Source organism: Paenibacillus sp. J14 (assembly GCF_000518465.1).
GTDB lineage: Bacteria > Bacillota > Bacilli > Paenibacillales > Paenibacillaceae > Fontibacillus > Fontibacillus barengoltzii.
Genome location: NZ_JADQ01000003.1, coordinates 117,947 through 134,972 on the forward strand (window position 1 = coordinate 117,947; position 17,026 = coordinate 134,972).

At 46.9% G+C, this 17,026-nt stretch carries 15 protein-coding genes; 5 read left to right on the top strand and 10 right to left on the bottom strand.

Annotated features, from left to right (window positions below):
• Positions 1 to 68: 68 nt before the first annotated feature.
• Positions 69 to 194, bottom strand: coding sequence for a DUF6254 family protein (locus M891_RS25680; protein ID WP_232228264.1), 126 nt, complete (start codon positions 192 to 194; stop codon positions 69 to 71).
• 183 nt (positions 195 to 377) lie between these two features.
• On the opposite strand from M891_RS25680, the gene M891_RS0102010 reads away from it, so the two are divergent.
• Positions 378 to 1,160: a class I SAM-dependent methyltransferase gene (locus tag M891_RS0102010; protein WP_028537626.1), complete on the top strand. Its 783-nt coding sequence runs from the start codon at positions 378 to 380 to the stop codon at positions 1,158 to 1,160.
• Positions 1,161 to 1,300: 140 nt separating this feature from the next.
• On the opposite strand, the gene M891_RS0102015 is transcribed toward M891_RS0102010, so the two are convergent.
• Both M891_RS0102015 and M891_RS23155 read right to left on the bottom strand, forming a co-directional pair.
• On the bottom strand, positions 1,301 to 1,951 hold the full coding sequence (locus tag M891_RS0102015; protein WP_028537627.1) for an FMN-dependent NADH-azoreductase: 651 nt from the start codon (positions 1,949 to 1,951) through the stop codon (positions 1,301 to 1,303).
• A 202-nt stretch (positions 1,952 to 2,153) separates the two neighbouring features.
• Entirely contained in the window at positions 2,154 to 2,570 is a 417-nt protein-coding gene (locus M891_RS23155) for a winged helix-turn-helix transcriptional regulator (RefSeq protein ID WP_016312134.1), read from the bottom strand.
• Positions 2,571 to 2,877: 307 nt separating this feature from the next.
• On the opposite strand from M891_RS23155, the gene M891_RS0102025 reads away from it, so the two are divergent.
• The 3 genes from M891_RS0102025 to M891_RS0102035 all read left to right on the top strand — a co-directional run bounded on the left by M891_RS0102025 (position 2,878) and on the right by M891_RS0102035 (position 5,281).
• Positions 2,878 to 3,762 (top strand): NmrA family NAD(P)-binding protein, encoded by an 885-nt coding sequence (locus M891_RS0102025; protein ID WP_016312135.1) that lies wholly within the window; start codon positions 2,878 to 2,880, stop codon positions 3,760 to 3,762.
• Positions 3,763 to 3,815: 53 nt separating this feature from the next.
• A complete protein-coding gene (locus M891_RS0102030) occupies positions 3,816 to 4,679 on the top strand; it encodes an MBL fold metallo-hydrolase (protein WP_036699209.1) in 864 nt (287 codons plus the stop codon).
• Between the two features lie 254 nt (positions 4,680 to 4,933).
• Complete coding sequence (locus M891_RS0102035) at positions 4,934 to 5,281, top strand: winged helix-turn-helix transcriptional regulator (RefSeq protein WP_028537630.1); 348 nt, start codon at positions 4,934 to 4,936, stop codon at positions 5,279 to 5,281.
• A gap of 82 nt (positions 5,282 to 5,363) precedes the next feature.
• Here the strand turns inward: M891_RS0102035 and M891_RS0102040 are convergent, their stop codons facing one another.
• Positions 5,364 to 5,705, bottom strand: a complete 342-nt coding sequence (locus M891_RS0102040; RefSeq protein ID WP_028537631.1) for a putative quinol monooxygenase — start codon at positions 5,703 to 5,705, stop codon at positions 5,364 to 5,366.
• A 301-nt stretch (positions 5,706 to 6,006) separates the two neighbouring features.
• On the opposite strand from M891_RS0102040, the gene xerS reads away from it, so the two are divergent.
• Positions 6,007 to 7,077, top strand: coding sequence for a tyrosine recombinase XerS (gene xerS / locus M891_RS0102045; protein WP_028537632.1), 1,071 nt, complete (start codon positions 6,007 to 6,009; stop codon positions 7,075 to 7,077).
• Positions 7,078 to 7,256: 179 nt separating this feature from the next.
• Here the strand turns inward: xerS and M891_RS0102050 are convergent, their stop codons facing one another.
• From M891_RS0102050 to M891_RS0102075, 6 genes are all read right to left on the bottom strand, one after another.
• Positions 7,257 to 7,784, bottom strand: coding sequence for a GrpB family protein (locus tag M891_RS0102050; protein WP_028537633.1), 528 nt, complete (start codon positions 7,782 to 7,784; stop codon positions 7,257 to 7,259).
• Positions 7,785 to 7,932: 148 nt separating this feature from the next.
• Positions 7,933 to 11,457 carry a glycoside hydrolase family 2 TIM barrel-domain containing protein gene (locus M891_RS0102055; RefSeq protein WP_028537634.1) on the bottom strand — a complete coding sequence of 1,175 codons (3,525 nt, stop codon included), beginning with the start codon at positions 11,455 to 11,457 and terminating at the stop codon, positions 7,933 to 7,935.
• A 35-nt stretch (positions 11,458 to 11,492) separates the two neighbouring features.
• A complete protein-coding gene (locus M891_RS0102060) occupies positions 11,493 to 13,568 on the bottom strand; it encodes an alpha-glucuronidase family glycosyl hydrolase (protein WP_028537635.1) in 2,076 nt (691 codons plus the stop codon).
• A 56-nt stretch (positions 13,569 to 13,624) separates the two neighbouring features.
• Complete coding sequence (locus M891_RS0102065) at positions 13,625 to 15,154, bottom strand: extracellular solute-binding protein (RefSeq protein ID WP_051416805.1); 1,530 nt, start codon at positions 15,152 to 15,154, stop codon at positions 13,625 to 13,627.
• 35 nt (positions 15,155 to 15,189) lie between these two features.
• Complete coding sequence (locus tag M891_RS0102070; RefSeq protein WP_028537637.1) at positions 15,190 to 16,044, bottom strand: carbohydrate ABC transporter permease; 855 nt, start codon at positions 16,042 to 16,044, stop codon at positions 15,190 to 15,192.
• A gap of 15 nt (positions 16,045 to 16,059) precedes the next feature.
• Positions 16,060 to 16,983 carry an ABC transporter permease gene (locus M891_RS0102075; protein ID WP_232228271.1) on the bottom strand — a complete coding sequence of 308 codons (924 nt, stop codon included), beginning with the start codon at positions 16,981 to 16,983 and terminating at the stop codon, positions 16,060 to 16,062.
• Positions 16,984 to 17,026 lie beyond the last annotated feature (43 nt).

A 17,026-nucleotide genomic window follows, 5' to 3' on the forward strand; every position in this document is an offset into this window, starting at 1 on the left:
CAAATGTTTACCACCGCCTAGCCCAATTCCAGTGGACAGGCGGTGGTATTTTTTAGCTGGAAAACGGTTTATGATTTGCGCGGTGGATTTTGATCGTATTCATCCGCCAGTTCTTCCAGCGATTTAATAGGACCATGTGGGTTTTGTGCTTGCTTCCGACTTTTCATGCTTTTAGTGCGTTTCGATTTGGTCATCATCGACATCCCCTTTCATTTGTACGGTGAAGAACCAGGAACGTTCCTCCGCGATAGTTTGAGACGCGCCCAGACGAAATATTCATTCGGTGAGCGGGGGCATCCTTGCGATATTTGCGGTGGCGTTTGCGGAGAAGAGGGATTATAATCTTTTTCAATATTCACAGGTTTGGGGGGCTGGAAATGGAAGAAATCGAGCGATGGTATGATACGCAATATGACGAATGGGAGCGGTTGGAACGACATCGAATCGAGTACGACATCACAAGACGTTATCTCGACGAATACATTACCGGCGAGCAATTGCGCGTATTGGATATCGGGGGAGGGCCAGGCAGATATTCGATTGATTTGGCTGAGCAGGGACATGAGGTCACTCTGTTAGATTTGTCTATGCGACATCTGGAGGTAGCACGGACTAAAGCTAAGGAACGAGGAGTTGCTCTGAAGGATTATATTCATGGGAATGCCTTAGATTTAAGCGGAGTTCATGGGGAATTTGATGTTATTTTGCTGATGGGGCCGTTGTATCATTTGGTGGAGGAGAAGGATCGAAAAAAAGCGGTCGAGGAAGCACTTAATCGGTTAAAACGGGGCGGCCTTCTTGTTGCCTCGTTTATCTCGAATTACGCTCCGCTTCAGGATTATCTGGCCCAACTGCGACCGTTTGATTCCGTTGATCAACTGCTCGATTATTTAAATCATGGTGTAAATCAAGTAACCCAGGGGTTTACTACGGCCTATTTTTCAGGGTATCCGGAAGCTAGAAATTTGATGGCAAGCTTTGGCTTAACAGAACTGATCTTTGCCGGAGTTGAGAACATCTTAGGCAGCAAGGAAGCTGAAATCAACGAGCTCGAGGAGCCGGAGTATCAAAAATGGCTTGAAATCGGCTACCGCCTGAGTCAAGATGAATTTCTGATCGGGACCAGCCAGCATTTTCTCTATATTGGACGCAAATCTTAACATTTCCGATCCGCAAGGGATCAAGAAAGCAGCGGCATCGGTTGGTTGGAATCCTACCGTTCCGGCAGGGAAGAAGCTTTAATCAAAAAAGAAGTCGCAGGATATGCGACTTCTTTGTGCTTTTTAGAGGGTGATATGCCTTAAAACGTTCCGGCCATTTGGATGGCTTGTTGAAGGGCTTGCTCTTTAATTGCTTCGGCTTGATCTGGTTTTTCACTGGTTCCTTCAACATAAATGACCTGAACATCGTCAATGCCTAAGAATTTCAAGGTTGCTTTGATGTAGCTGTGGCTAAATTCAACGTCTTGGAACTCCCCGTTAGAGAGTACGGTGCCGGATGCCTGAATGTGTACCACTTTTTTGCCTTGCTGCGTGCCGGTTAATCCCCCTAATCCTCGGCGACCATTATTGGCTCTGGTGAAGGTTCTTCCAGGAACCGTGATCGCGTCAAAGTAAGTTTTTAAAACCGGAGGGAAGGCATAGTTCCAGACTGGATTTACAATCACCACTTTATCGGCGGTCATAAATTGTTCTACGATTTCATTCATTCGGATTGCTTTGGCCTTCGATTCTTCACTGAGTTCCTCGAAGGAAGGACCTGCTGGAGGTTGCCCCCAACGACGTAACAGGTCTGCATCGATTTGCGGGATGTCCATGCGATACAGATCCAAATGAATTACTTCATCGTTAGGGTGGGTTTCCTTGTATGTTTCGATGAATTGCTCACCAACAGATAAGCTGTACGTATCGCTTGTAAAAGGATGAGCTGTTATATAAAGTACGGTTGTCATGATTGAGTACACGCTCCATTTCTTTTTTTGATTGTTCACCAGAACAGTTCTCCTACTAGAATGATCATTCTCTTTTGGGTGAGCCGTCTCTTTGAAATTGAAACTTAACTTTCGTTGAGTATCATAAACGATTTGAGAACGATTAGTCAAGAAAAGGAGCAAGATCCCAGCGATTTTGCTCCTTGATATTTTGGGCTCCACATTAAGAATCGAGCTGTGAAAGCTCTTCTGTATTTGCTTGATGAATTGGATGAGAATTCATTGTACGAACTCTATGCATTAGCCCCCAATGGTTTAACACATTAAACAATGGCTCCAATGTATTTCCGTATTCGGATAGAGAATATTCGACTTTAGGGGGTTTGTCGGGAATGACACGTCTTTCGATCAATCCCGCTTCTTCCAGCTCTCTAAGTTGTTGCGTGAGCATTTTTTGAGAGATGCCGGTGAGCTCTCTTCGAAGTTCATTAAACCGTTTGCTTTTATCATGAATAGTCCATAATAAGTTGAGTTTCCACTTTCCACCGATGATTTTTAGAGTTTCATTGACATTGATATCACATTCACTCTTCATCTCATTCAAAACCTGCTGGTCAATTTCAGATGTTTCCATGTTCATGTTAGTCATTCCCCCCAGAATACTCCTACAGAAATTCCATCTAAGTATTCCCACAAATTATTAATGATGCTTAGTATACCTTAAAGTCCTTTTAGGTTAAAGAATCATCTGAAGTGATCTATGCGATTTGAGGTTGGAGTTGATGTAGTTACAAAAAAGTGACTATCAGAAGAAAAAGCGCCTCCTTGTCCAAATAAGTTGATTGCTTCTATACTTAGTCACGAGCCAATCAATTGACTTTAACTTGAAGTGAATGGCGTAAAAAATTTGAAGTACGCCAGAATACAAATATTAGGAGGAAGTCCTCATGATCGTCGTTACAGGGGCAACAAGTAATACTGGACGAGCTGTTGCATTAAATTTATTGGAAGCAGGAGCCCAAATTAGAGTTGTGGGACGCAGTCTTGATCGGTTGCAGCCTTTTGTTTCAAGAGGAGCTGAGGCTTTTGTAGCTGAACCAACGGATAAGGAAGCAATGCTGCGCGCATTTCAGGGAGCAGAAGCAGCCTATGTTATGCTTCAACCGGGCTTTATAGCTGACAGTGAAGACTTCCCAGCTTATCAGCAAGCAGTCATCGATGCCATTGTGCCTGCACTAGTTCAAAACGGCGTACGTAATATCGTAGCTTTAAGTGGTTGGGGGGCAAATTATGAACATGCATCCGGACCCCTTGCTGGACTTCGCTTACTGGAAAATCGATTACAAGCAGAAAGTTCGCTGCGTGTACTTGTTTTGCGTCCAGGTTGGTTTATGGAGAATGCAATCCCATTAATCTCCGCGATTAATAACACGGGGAACGCAAGCAGTCAGTTACGAGGAAACTTGCGATTGCCAATGATAGCGACAAGCGACATTGGAGCGGTTGCTGCGAGTTCCTTATTGAAACCCATGAAAGAAGGTTTCGAAGCTCGCGAGGTTCAAGGCCCTGATGAACTTACTTTAACTGAAGCAGCCGATATTATTGGTCAAGTAACTGGTGTCCAAGGGGCATCCTATGTACAAGCTTCCCCGATTGATGTGAAAGCAGAGATGTTAGGCGCTGGTTTCTCTGACCATATGGCAGAAGCCTTTGTGATTATGTCAGATGATCTTAACGCAGAACGGATCATCATGTTGCAACCTTTGGAAGAGCGTATTATTACTCGTACTGGGTTTGAGACCTTTGTTCGTCATACTTTAGAAATTCAATAATTTAATTATTAAATTGTCTTTTAGAAAGCGAGGGTTTTCTTTGATCAATAAGGATGAAGACTTGGGGGGCTTACCTAAATTGGAAGATTGGGAGTAAGACACTTACTACATTAAGCGATGGATATAATCCAATCGATTATGACACCGTTCACTCGATCCCGAAAGAAGTGAGGATTTATCTTCAGCGCGAAGCGCACCGAACTGATAATCCGATTTTTACTCATAACATGTTTCTTATTCGGGGCGATGATCATCCTCCAATTTTAATCGATGCCGGTATGGGAGGATCTGCTGGTCCTACATTAGGATGGCTTACAAGTTCTTTAGCAAAAGCAGGCGTGAAAAAGGAAGAAATCGGGTTAATCTTAATGACACATTTGCACCCTGATCATTGTGGAGGACTCGTGGATGAGAACGGAGAATCCGTTTTTCCGAATGCTACACTTGTAGTTCACGAAGATGAAATAGATTTTTGGCTCACTTTAGAAGGTGAGCAACGTTCACCGGAAAGTCTTAAACCGTTTTTTGAAATGGTTCGAGCATCCGTAAAACCTTACCTTGAGCGTTTGGTAAAAATCACTTCCGGAGAAGTTGCTCCTGGCATTACAGCTGTGCCACTAGTGGGACATACTCCTGGACATACCGGTTATGTGGTAGAAAGCGAGGGAGTGGAGGTTTTCATTTGGGCAGATATTGTACACCTGCCAGCAATACAACCTGCGTGGCCGTCCGCTGGAGTAATCCACGACGTCGATCCAGATCTCGCTGCAGCCACGAGAAAGAAAGTATTTGTTGAAGTAGCTGATCGGAAACAGTTAGTAGCAGGAAACCATTTAGAGTTTCCAGGTTTAGCTTATTTAGAGCGCAAAGGTGAAGCCTTTAAGCTAGTCCCACAACTCTGGATTTCTAAGCTATAAATATATGATATTAGTCGGGAGATAAAAGGAAATATACACTTAAAGTCGCGTAAATGCGGCTTTTTTTATTTCCATAAAACATGCTAATATTTGAAATATGATAAATGCTACAGCACCTGTGGCCATTTACTCTATAACGTGGAAACTTACCCTTTTACCTATAATCAGGCCGTGCTTCCCAAAAGCGTTGTTACGAAGTTAATCTGACCAACTTGAAATAACTCAACTTGAACCATGTGGGGAGGCGGTATGAAATGAAAACTTATAACTGTGGACTGGAAATTTCTCTAGATCTCATCGGAGGAAAGTGGAAGGGGCTTGTGCTGTATTATTTGTTAAAAGGGCCTAAACGCACAGGGGAGCTAAAGCGTCTCATAAATCAGATATCGCAAAAGATGCTGATTCAAACACTGCGGGAACTAGAAGCAGACGGATTAATCAGTAAAAAAATGTACAACCAAGTACCGCCTAAGGTGGAATATTCAATGACAGCATTAGGTCGATCCCTCGAACCCATTTTGAAATTACTGTGTGATTGGGGAGAGGATTACGCGGAGCAATCCTACGTTCCAGGCGAGATTACGATTTTGAATCTAGAGTGATCAGGAACGTTCTAAAATCAACAGGCACGGGACAAATCAACATGTATTGTCCATTGTCCCGTGTTTTAATTCAATAGGATCTTTATCGAGTTACACTAGTCAGTTGGCTACCCCATTCTCCGATCGGGTCAAGCCAACTGACTGTTCGATCATCAATGAGGTCTGCAAGAGCCTCTTCATACTCACTACGGTAAGGCTTCGGAAGTTCATTCTGAATCCAGGTTTCCCTGGTCCCTTGCCAGATCTCGTAAATGACGAGATCATTCGGCTGGTCGATATCATCAGATACAATGGCATTGATAAAAGCAGGCTCATTTCTGAAGTCATTTATCAATGAGAACAAACGGTCTCGGAAGTTTTCTTTCATTCCTGGTTTTATTTTGAACCGAATATTGAGAATAACTTGATTTGTAATTGTGGACATCATCGCACACTCCTCATCATTTCATAAAATTGTGGCCACAAGTGTCATTATGGACTAGGAGTGATCTTGGGAAAAGTACACACTTTTGGGTTACATAGTCACTAAAGAGTAACAATTGAGGGAGAGGAAGGCCTACTTTGATAAGTATTTTTTCATTGGTGGAAGGTTGATTTAGATCATTCAGAAGAGAGTGAGGTAGGTGGGCGGAGATTTATTCATCACTCTTTATAATTACGTAAAATAATAATTTGACGAATAATTAGATATGGATTATTCTAGAAACAGGAGGTGCGCGTTCCACATGGATAAAACGACCAAAGCTCATTATATGAGCCGCATTGATGAGAAATTAACGGATTTGCCTTGGTACGTGACTGAATATATCGATACGCGCAAACGGAAACTGTCGCATACCACATTACTGAATTATTGTCATGATTACATCATTTTCTTTGATTGGCTCGTGGCTGAACGATTCGCAGCTCCCAGTCGGAAAGAAGTTGAACTGTCTGTACTCGAAAAATTGACGGTTCGAGAAATCGAAAGCTTTCTGACGTTCCTAGAATATCAGTTAGGCAACTCCAAATTAACGATCAACCGTAAGTTATCAGCGCTTAAATCACTGTTTGATTATTTACAGAATAAAGCGGAAACCGCGGATCTGAAGCCTTATCTTGAGCGTAATGTGATGGCCAAGATTGAATTTAATGCGCTGAAAGAAAGCCAAGAAACGATCGCCAACCGGATTGAAGGCAAAATTTTGCGGGCCGATGATTTTGAGCTGTTTCGGCAGTTTGTGGCTTATGATTTTGGTGAGCAAAACCGGGAGAACAAACGATTATATCAATTTCACGAATTTAATCGCGAACGGGATACTGCTATCGTATCCTTAATTCTGGGATCCGGATTACGATTATCTGAAGTAGCCGGCATCAACCTGGAAGATCTCGATATGAACAAAGGCTTGGTACGAGTCATTCGCAAAGGGAACAAGGAACAATACGTCTATTTCAGTGAACAAGCGAAGTTGGATCTGGAAAATTATTTAAATATTCGTGAAGCGCGGTATAAACCGGAAAAATCCGAAACCTACTTATTTATGGGCGCACCGATCGGACGTAAAGGCAAAAACCGGCGATTAACGCCAAGATCAATCGAAAAGCTAATCGAGAAATATGCGAAGGCTTTTGGGAAGCCGGCATTAACCGTACACGCACTGCGTCATTCTTTCGCAACGCGTTATCATCAGGAGAATAACGATGTGCCGCGGCTGAAGAACCAGTTAGGCCACGCCTCGATTCAAACTACGATGATCTATACACACTTAACGGATGAAGAGATGCGTAAAGCTGTCATTAATATGGATAAGTAAAATCCAAGCATACAAGATCGCCGGGAAGCAGTTAATCAGGCTCCTGCGGCCTTCTCGTTATGACATCTTCACAAAACCCGTATTTTGTACATATGTATATCGATATCATAATGAACTCTGTCAAAGCTCATGATTAGCTCTTGATTGTCTTTAGTTTGTAATATTTACAATCCAATCACTTAGATTCCATTTCGATTGAATTCTTCTTTCGCCAATGCAATTACGTTCTGAATAAACGGTGCTTTACGCAACGTATACGTTTGTCGATCAGAACAAATCTCGGCTAATTCACGCTTTAAGTTCAAATATTGAGCCGCAACATCCGGATACTTAATTAAATAGTCTCGAAACAAAATCATGTTCTTCCAATCTTCACTTTGATATTCATACACATGGAGATGATGCGTGCCCTTCCCCCACTCGCCTCTTCGAAAGAACAGCCGATAGGGGAACTCCTCTTTCGGAACGTATTCAAAGCCGATCTGGCTAAGCAGCGAGATGGCACTATCATCGATTATAGTCAGTCGCTCTACCGCCACCGCAATATCTATAATCGGCTTCGCCGCCATGCCAGGAATTGATGTGCTGCCTACATGTTCAATTCGCTTCACCTTATCCCCCAGCAAAGTCAGTATGCGATGACGATCTTTCTCAAATTCCTGAGGCCAAAGGCAGCTATAGTTACTGAGTGTGACTTTGTTTGTCATCAATATCCCCCCTCAACGGACAGCAATAAAAAAACGATGGATCGGCTCCACCGCTAACTTTAACTCATTTTATAGGATGAAATCAATCTTTATGAATTGTTCTGCAAAAGTCGATCCATTGTTAACATAATATATATTCTGTTATCTTCTACTTTACAAACTGAAACCAACTGAAATCAAAATGACTGCCCGGCAAAAAGATAAACGTCACATCCTGAACGCCTGTCACGCGCTCTAACGGGAATTCTTTGATCTCGTACCCGTCCGTTTGTGTAAATTCGATTAACTGACGGTGTTCTTTGCCATTTGCAGTGAACTGCACATGGATCGTATTTTTATCAATGGGTGAATGTCCGCAAATCAACAGCTTTGTTGCTCCTTCTTCCTCAAAGTCTAGCTGCTTCATCTCCAGCGACACATTGTTCCCAATCCCTTCCACGTTGGTCCCTTCGATTCGGAAGCTGTCCCCGTAGATATGATCACATTCCGCAGCCGCGTTCTGTTGAAAAGCCCGATTTTGGCGAGTGAATGAGAACCCTTTGAGATGAATTTTCTGCTGCAGCACAAAGCAAATGGAAGAGATGCCGCGAAGCCGCTTCTTCAAACGAAACGTCGCTTCCTGATACACATTCCACCGGGTTTCCTTCTGATATATCACTTCTGCAATCTTCTCGCTGCCCTCTTCATCTGGCATCCCTTCCCAGATTTGAATCAGATAAGGCTCGCTGGTTAATGCAAAGATCGGCAGCGTAATTTCATCCGACCCGTGTAGGCCGAAATCAAGATTCCGGAAGCCGACCCGAGATTCCCCGTCTCTGCTGGTTGCCACGCCTCTTTCATTGCCGTTTCCGATCTCGCCATAGTGATAATCGTACAATCCTGCCGAGATAAAGCCATATGGATCTTTCTGCGCCTCACCCAGCCCCGCTGCTTGAAACTCCAGCTCGGAGATCAGCTTGGTTTTGTCTGTACCGTTGCGGCTCGTGCAACGAACGCGGAAGCGCCCGTCCCCCAGAGCATGTAGTCTCGCTTGACGTCCATCCGCCTCGATTTGAGCAAGGTTAGATGGAATCCCCGCATCGTTAACAACGCTCCACTCCACTTCCGTGTAGGTGGTATTCGCCGGGTAAAGCTTGGCTTCCAGTTGGATTTCGGAAAGCCTGGCCGTCAGCTGTTGTCCGGATAACGTGAGGATCTCGATTTTTCGCAGCGGAATTTCATCCCTATCCCCCATCACAATCGGCAAATTCTGATTTCCAAGGTGAGCGGAAATCCCTGTGATGGAACCCGGATCTACCGGCCGAGATTCAAGACTGATGCTCTGACTTTCCATCCCTTTCGAGCTGACTTTCACGACGATCGTGCCTGGAGTTGGGTTAGCCGCTACGATGGCCATCGCTTTTCCGCTGAACAATCTCCGGCTCGTGCCTTTGTACGGATCGTAGTCCGTGCTGTCTCCGTTATCCAATCCAATGAGCCGCCCGGCTCCCGTGACCTCTACAGTCACTCGGTTGTTCGCATTTTGCACTGGATTAGCTTCTTCATCCTCCATAGAGATTTCAATGAATGCCAGATCAGTACCGTTGGCCAGTAACCATGATTTATCGGATTTAAGTTTGATGCGTGCAGCATCTTTAAAGGATCTTTGTACGTCCGTTGCAATAATTTCGCCCTGCTCATTATAAGCAATCGCTTTAATTTCCCCGGGTTGATAAGGGATTTTCCATGTGGGAACAAGCTCGCGTCCGTGCTGATGATCAATCGTCCTGCTTCCCTGAGAGACCCCATTCCAAAACAACTCGACGTTTGGGGCATTGGAGCAAACTCGAACATCAATGAGTTGACCCGGACTAAAATCCCAGTACGGAAAGAGATGAACCATCGGCCGCTCCCTGTAATCCGTCCATGCCGATTGATAGATGTAATAGGAATCTTTCGGAAAAGTCGCGGTATCCAACTGGCCAAAATAAGCGTTTTTCGTATGATAAGGGGTCGGTTCCCCGATATAATCAAACCCCGTCCACAGAAATTGCCCCATCGAGAAAGGCGTATCCCGTTCTGCCACGATGCAGGCCTCCGCGGATTTGGCTCCCCAGCTGGTTGGGCTGTTGCCTAACGCGGAGCATTGTTCATCGTCATCCGCCAGAATCGACTGCTCCAACGGGAAGTGATAAATCCCCCGGCTCTGCACCACCGATGATGTCTCACTGCCATAAATGATCCAGTCCGGATGTTCGGCATGATGGCGTTCATAGTATTTTTCCGCATAATTATATCCGGCCACTTTCACGATATCCGCGCATTTCTGGGCATTTTCCCAAGGCATGTAGTTTGAACCGATGGTCACCTTCCCGTTCTGTTTAGGGTCGTGCTTATGCACTTCTTCCATCAACATCCGGGTGATTTCCTGCCCTCTCTCATCTGCATGGGTATCATAGATTTCGTTCCCAATGCTCCACATCAACAGGCTGGGGTGGTTCCGATCCCGTCTGACCCAGCTCTCTACATCCCGCAAGGCCCATTCCTTAAAAAAACGGGCATAGTCATACGTCGTTTTCGGTCGCTCCCACGTATCAAACGCTTCTGACACCACAAGCAGCCCCATTTCATCTGCCAGATCCATCCATTCTGGGGCAGGCATGTTGTGAGCGGTACGGACCGCGTTCACGCCCATCTCCTTCAACAGGCGAAACCTGCGTCTTAACGCCTCTTGGTTAAAGGCGCTTCCCAACGCTCCAAGATCATGATGCTCGCAGACCCCGTTAAGCTTCAAGGGAGCTCCGTTGATGAAAAGCCCCTTCTCTGGATCCATGATCACTTCGCGGAACCCCACGGGTTGGGTCACCTTTTCAATAACTAAAGACGCTTCCCTCCCTGCGCTCTCCCCTGACGTTGGTAAGGAAAGCTCCGTAATGAGCGTATACAAATGAGGATCATTAGGGCTCCAAAGCCGAGGAGCAGCCAGCTTCAGGGTTTGAACGTTTTGAATCCCCGTCCCCGGCTGAATTGCAGGTACAAGTGTTGCTGATGAGGTTTGCACGACAACCCCTTTGTAAACCAGGTTGTGTGTCAGCATCAACTCTGGATAGCGCTCTGGTTCGATCCGCACCTCCGTCTCGATTTCCATATGCCATTCCTGCCCCGCGCGTCGGGTAGATACATAGATCCCGTTCGTTTCGATATAAGCGCTGCGGCTGCGGGTCTTCAGCCAAACATTACGGTAGATCCCCGCCCCGGAATACCACCGGCTGTTGGGACTTAAGTGAACGACTTTAACCAGGATTTCGTTTTCCCCAAGCACAAGCGCTTCTGTCATCTCATGTTCAAACGAGGAGTACCCGTACTTCCATTCCCCGATCCGCTTACCGTTCACATAGAGCGTCGAATCCATATATACGCCGTCAAAAGCGAGCACAACCTCCTGTTCTTCCGTACTGCCGGAATAAAAGAAGGTTTTACGGTACCAACCGATGCTGTTCTCATAAAGGTTCAGCGTATCATAGATCAACCAGTCATGGGGCAGATCAACCGGTTCAAACGTAAGCCCCTGCAGCTCCGATCGATTCAGGGTCTCTTGAACCTCAGTTGCCATTGCCGTTTGTTGGACCTCGGAAGGTTCCACACTTCTTTTGGCAAAAGTCCATCCCTCATTAAAAAGAATTTTTGAGTTCATCCCATCTGCTCTCGCTTTCTTATTGCATCATGAATTTAATAAATTGTTCTCCCCTGCTCATCCGGAATCCCGGATTTACGGTAAAAATACGTATTGATCTGATCCCGCCACTCCCGGGCATGCTCCGCTTGTTCCAGAAGACGGCTCCGCCCGTTCTCAAACGCTTCTTCATCCATCTGCCCTTCCAGCGTCAACCAAGCGTCCAGAAACTGTTGCGCCTGCTCCGCGCCAGCGAAGCGGGTGTCATAGATGTGCTGGATCACCGTTTTGCCGGAATGCAGCCGATGGGTATAAGGGACATGGTGAAAAAATAACAGCAGTTCATCCGGGCACGTCTCCAGCGATTCATAGCGGCTCGCATTCGGCTCACGATATTGGGCCGTATAGCCCGTGCCTGACTTCACCGTGCGGTCCACCCCGATCCCGTCCCGATCTGCAAAATGGTACGTACCCCATCTGGAGTATTCATATCCGTCCACATTCGGCCCATAGTGATGATGGGGATTCACCATCCATCCCACGCCAAGCGGGGCGGTATATTGCTCATAAGTCAGCCACGAGGTCATCAAGAGGTTGAGGATCACCTCTGTTCGTTGAGTAGACCCGCTGCCAAACGTAAGCGCAATCCATTCTCGAGCGATCTGCTCCGCTGATAGGTTGCAATTCCAGACCAAACGTCCATACCCGTATAGATTGGCTTGAGCCAGAATATGCCCCGTCCAATTCCGATCATCGCCGATATTGGAAACCGCCGCAACACCGCCTAATTTCCGGCCATACAGCGAACCGGATACGATTTTGGCAACTTCAGATCCTTCGCCTTGAGCATACGTATCAAACGCGAGAATTTCCTTCCATTGCGGAACCAAATAACAGACATGTCTGGCTTGACCCGTATACTCCTGGGTAATTTGCAGCTCCAGCATCTGGTTAGTATCCGGCATGGCACCAAACAGCGGCGATACCGGCTCTCGAACCTGAAAGTCCATCGGACCGTTTTTGATCTGCAAAATCACGTTGTCCTCAAACTGTCCGTCCAGCGGCTTAAAATGGTCATACGCTGCTTTGGCCCGGTCGGTTGTACGGTCTCGCCAATCCTGGAAGCAGTTATAGACGAAGCAGCGCCAAATGACCAGGCCGCCATACGGCTTCAGCGCTTCGGCCAGCATATTGGCTCCGTCGACGTGATTCCGGCCATAGGTGAACGGACCAGGGCGGGACTCAGAATCGGCTTTGACCAGAAAACCACCGAAATCGGGAATGACCTCGTAAATGTCATCGGCTGCCTTTTTCCACCATGCGATCACATCCTCGTCTAGCGGGTCGGCGGTTGGCAGATGTCCCACTACGATCGGACTGGCGAAGTTGATGCTGAGAAAGGTGGTGATCCCATATTTCCGAAAGATGTCCGCAATTCTCGCCACCTCGGCTAACATTGGCTGCTTGATTAACCATGATTCACGCTCATGCACATTCACATTGTTGATGGCGATGGCGTTAATTCCCGTAGAAGCTAGCATCCGGGCATACTCCTGCACGCGAGTCAGGTCCGATTGAATCTCGTTGTTCTTGTAAAAAATAGAGCCTCCCGCATACCCGCGTTCAATGCTGCCATCCAGGTTGTCCCACTGATTGATCATCCGCAGACCGTTATCGGGAGATTCCTGAATATTCAACGCTTCAATCGATTCCCCCATTTGCATCAGGCGAAGCAGATGGAAAGCCCCGTATAAGGCACCCCGCTCAGAAACACCTGCAATAAGCAGGTGTTTCCTTCCGTCCTGAGACAACGTTTTGATCACATAACTGTCTTCGGATGCTTCAGCCAGCGGGGCTAGCGCTTCGTCGAATTGATCCGATTGTCCTCTGACTCCAAGCCATACCGAGAATTTTTCGGCGGGATCGTGGACGCACTGAGGTTTCATATGCAACATCGATTCCATCCCCTTCTGAAGCTCGTAGATCACACTTGTCAGAAGTGGACTTGGATTTGTAGGCGTGACCAGCTCCCTGCACCATTTCTGGTATTGCTCTAACATTTCCGGGTGATCCACAGCCGCATATCGCAGCCAGCAAGGATCTGCTTGTCGTTTTTGCGCCTCAAGTTCCATGAGTATTTCCCTCCAAAGCATTTTTCCGATTTCCACTCATCCCGCAGTTTCCTTGATTAATGAGCTTTGGCGAAGGCTTGCGCATATTCTTCAGCCACTTTGTCTCCGCCAGATTGCTTGAACTTCTCGACTTGCCGTTTCCATTCGTTTTCATCGATTTTCCCCATAATAAACTGAACTTTGGCATCCAGCAGAATCTGCGTGAGCTCTGCGCCTCTCTCTGCCCATGTATCAGACACTAAGCTCATGGTCGGATCCTTGATCGCATATTGCTCATTGTCCTTCTCGACCTGCAGCACTTTCTCAGAGATCGGATCCAAATCACCAGGAGTTTTGATGTCCGTTAATGGAACGGTCACCAGCGGTTTATTGTAAGGGAACGATACTTCATTGTCGTACTGCTCTTGATTCGTGCGAACGGGCTTGCCATCTTTCATTTCGTAATGCTTGCCTTCAATCCCCCATTCCAGCAGATCTGCCATGGGCTTATCTGCCAGCTTGTCGAAGAAGGTGAGCAGCTGCTTCAGTTCGGCTTCACTCTTGACGCTGGATTTCGGGAACATCAGAATCCCGTTGGAGCCGCGGTCGGCGGCAACTCGTCTTCCGTTTGGTCCTTCCAAAGCGCTGACAAAATTGAGCTTAGCATCCGGGTTTACTTTTTCAACGCGGGTCTGGAAGCCTAATACGTTATTGGTCGTAGCATTAATCACGCCCGCTTTGCCATTCTCCAAGTTCCCTTCGTTTTGACCTACATCAATCGTAGCAAAATCCTTGTTCATCAAGCCCTCCTCAAACAGCTTGCGCATAAACTTGAGATAGTTCAGATACTCGGGTGTCTCTTCGGCCTTCACGAACTTTCCATCCACTTCGCCCCAGTTGTTTGGCGCGCCGAAGGCAACCCCAAGATCAAACGACAAGGACGTGTTGGAGATCATGGCCGTTAAGCCGATCGTGTCCTTTTTGCCGTTTTGGTCTGGATCCTGCTCGGTAAATGCCTTAAGGACCTCGTACATCTCATCAATAGTTTGCGGCGGCTGTATCCCGAGATTGTCGAGCCAATCCTGACGGAATACCGAGGTGTACCGGGAGACTGGACGGAAACGCGGAATCCCGTACAACCGGCCGTCAATGGAGACGTTGTCATAGACAAGCTGCGGCATGGAGGACAGATTTTTGTACTCCTTAATCAGATCCGTAATATCCCAGAAGGCGCCGTTTTGGGCCGCCGTAATGAGATAGGATTGATTGGGCGCACCGCAGCTGGCAAGCACTTGGGGCAATTCGCCGGAAGCGATCATCACCGGGAGCTTGGTACAGAAATCGTTGCTTGAAATATGAGTGATATCTAAATCCGTATTCGTATATTGCTCGATCGCTTTCTCAACTTCATTATCTTTGGACGGAACCTCTTTGCCGTCAAAATTCAGGGTCATTTTGATCTTCAGCGGTTGATCGCTTGATGCGGCGCTGCTGCTCGAATCTGCGCTGTTTTCCTTGGAGCCGCACCCTGCAAGCAGCGAACCGGTCAGAATAAGGGCGAGCGCCCCGAGGCACCAGCTTTTCCAACGAAGTGGTTTTTGCAACATATCGATATCTCCTCCCTTTTGAAGAGCTCTGCCGGTTATCCTTTTACCGAACCTAACAGAGCCCCTTTCGCGAAATGTTTTTGCAGAAACGGGTACACGATCATGATCGGCAGCGTCGATACGACGATGACCGCCATTTTGACGCCTTGGCCATAATAGGCCACACTTTCTCCGCCATCCCCCGCCCCTAAGCCAGCAGAGGCCAGAATGACGATCTGTCTGAGAATGACCTGAACAGGCCATAAATCCGGTTCATTGATGTACAAAATGGCATTAAAGTATTGATTCCAGATGCCTACAGCGTAAAACAACCCAAAGGCAGCCAACGCCGGCAGGGATAGCGGGAGTACAATCCGCAACAGCACCGTTAATTCATGCGCACCGTCAATTTTCGCCGATTCGATCAGCTCCATCGGCACGGTTGAGAAGAAATCCCGCATCACAATCAGATAAAAGGCGCTGATCAGCCCTGGAATCATTAAAGACCAGGTGCTGTCGAGCATATGAAGATTTTTTACAACGAAATAGGTTGGAATCATCCCGCCCTGAAACACCATGGTGAACAGCACCATCAGCAGGATCCCGCTGCGCCCCGGCAAAAACTTAAACGACAGCGAATAAGCCATCAGCGCCGTGGCTAACAAACTCAGAAACGTTCCCAGCACGGTAATGTACACCGATACGCCGATACTGCGGATAAACGTTTGAGTGGAGAAGATATACCGATAGGGTTCCAAGGAGAATTGCGTGGGCCATACGACATTTTGATTTGAAAAAGATGTGATCAGCACATACACAAACGGCAAAAACATCGCCAGCCCCACGAGCCCCAGCAGCACATAATTGAAGCTGTCAAACAACCGGCTCCACTTGGTTGGATGCGTATGCATTTCCTTGCCTCCCTTCTAGTAGATGCCTTCTTCGCCAAACCATTTGGCAATTTTATTGGCGAGGATGACCAGAATAAATCCGATCACGGATTTAAACAACCCGACCGCCGTGCTGTAGCTGAACTGCCCCTGCATGAGGCCCACGCGGTATACGTAAGTGTCAAACACCTCACCCACCTCGCGGTTGATCGCGTTCAGCATCAGAAAGATTTGTTCAAAGCCAAGATCCAGGAACGTGCCTAATCGCAAGATGAACAGAATCACGATCACACTGCGGATGGACGGAAGCGTAATATGCCAGAGCAACCGGAACCGGTTCGCCCCGTCCATTTTCGCTGCCTCATACAGCTGCGTATTTACTCCAGCCAAAGCAGCCAGGAAAATAATCGTTCCCCACCCCGCGTCCTTCCAAATGAGCTGAAGGATAATCAGCGGGCGAAACCAAGTTGTACTCGTCAGAAACTCTACCGGTTGTCCGCCCAAACTCGTAATCCAGCTGTTAATGATACCGTTTTCAGTGGAAAGCAGCACATAGGTAATCCCAGCGATGACCACCCAGGATAGGAAATGCGGAACATATACCAGCGTCTGGACAAATCTTTTGAACAGCTCACTGCGAATTTCATTAAGCAGCAAAGCAAGAATGATGGTGACGGGGAAAAAGATCACCGTATTGTACAAGCCCAGCAGAAGCGTGTTGCGGAACAACTGCCAAAACTCATCCATGCCAAAAAATCTTTCAAAATGCCTTAAACCAACCCACTCGCTCCCCATCAGACCCGCATATGGCTGATAATTCTTGAAAGCCATGATCAGCCCCCACAGCGGGACATATTTAAAGAGAATGAAGTACACGATTCCCGGGATCATAAAGAGATAAAGCCAGCGATACTTCCACAGTGCGCGAAAGCGGTGTCCGGTTTCGATTCTCCAGTTCACGGTACGCTTTTCAATTTCTACTACGTTCACATGCCTCACCCTT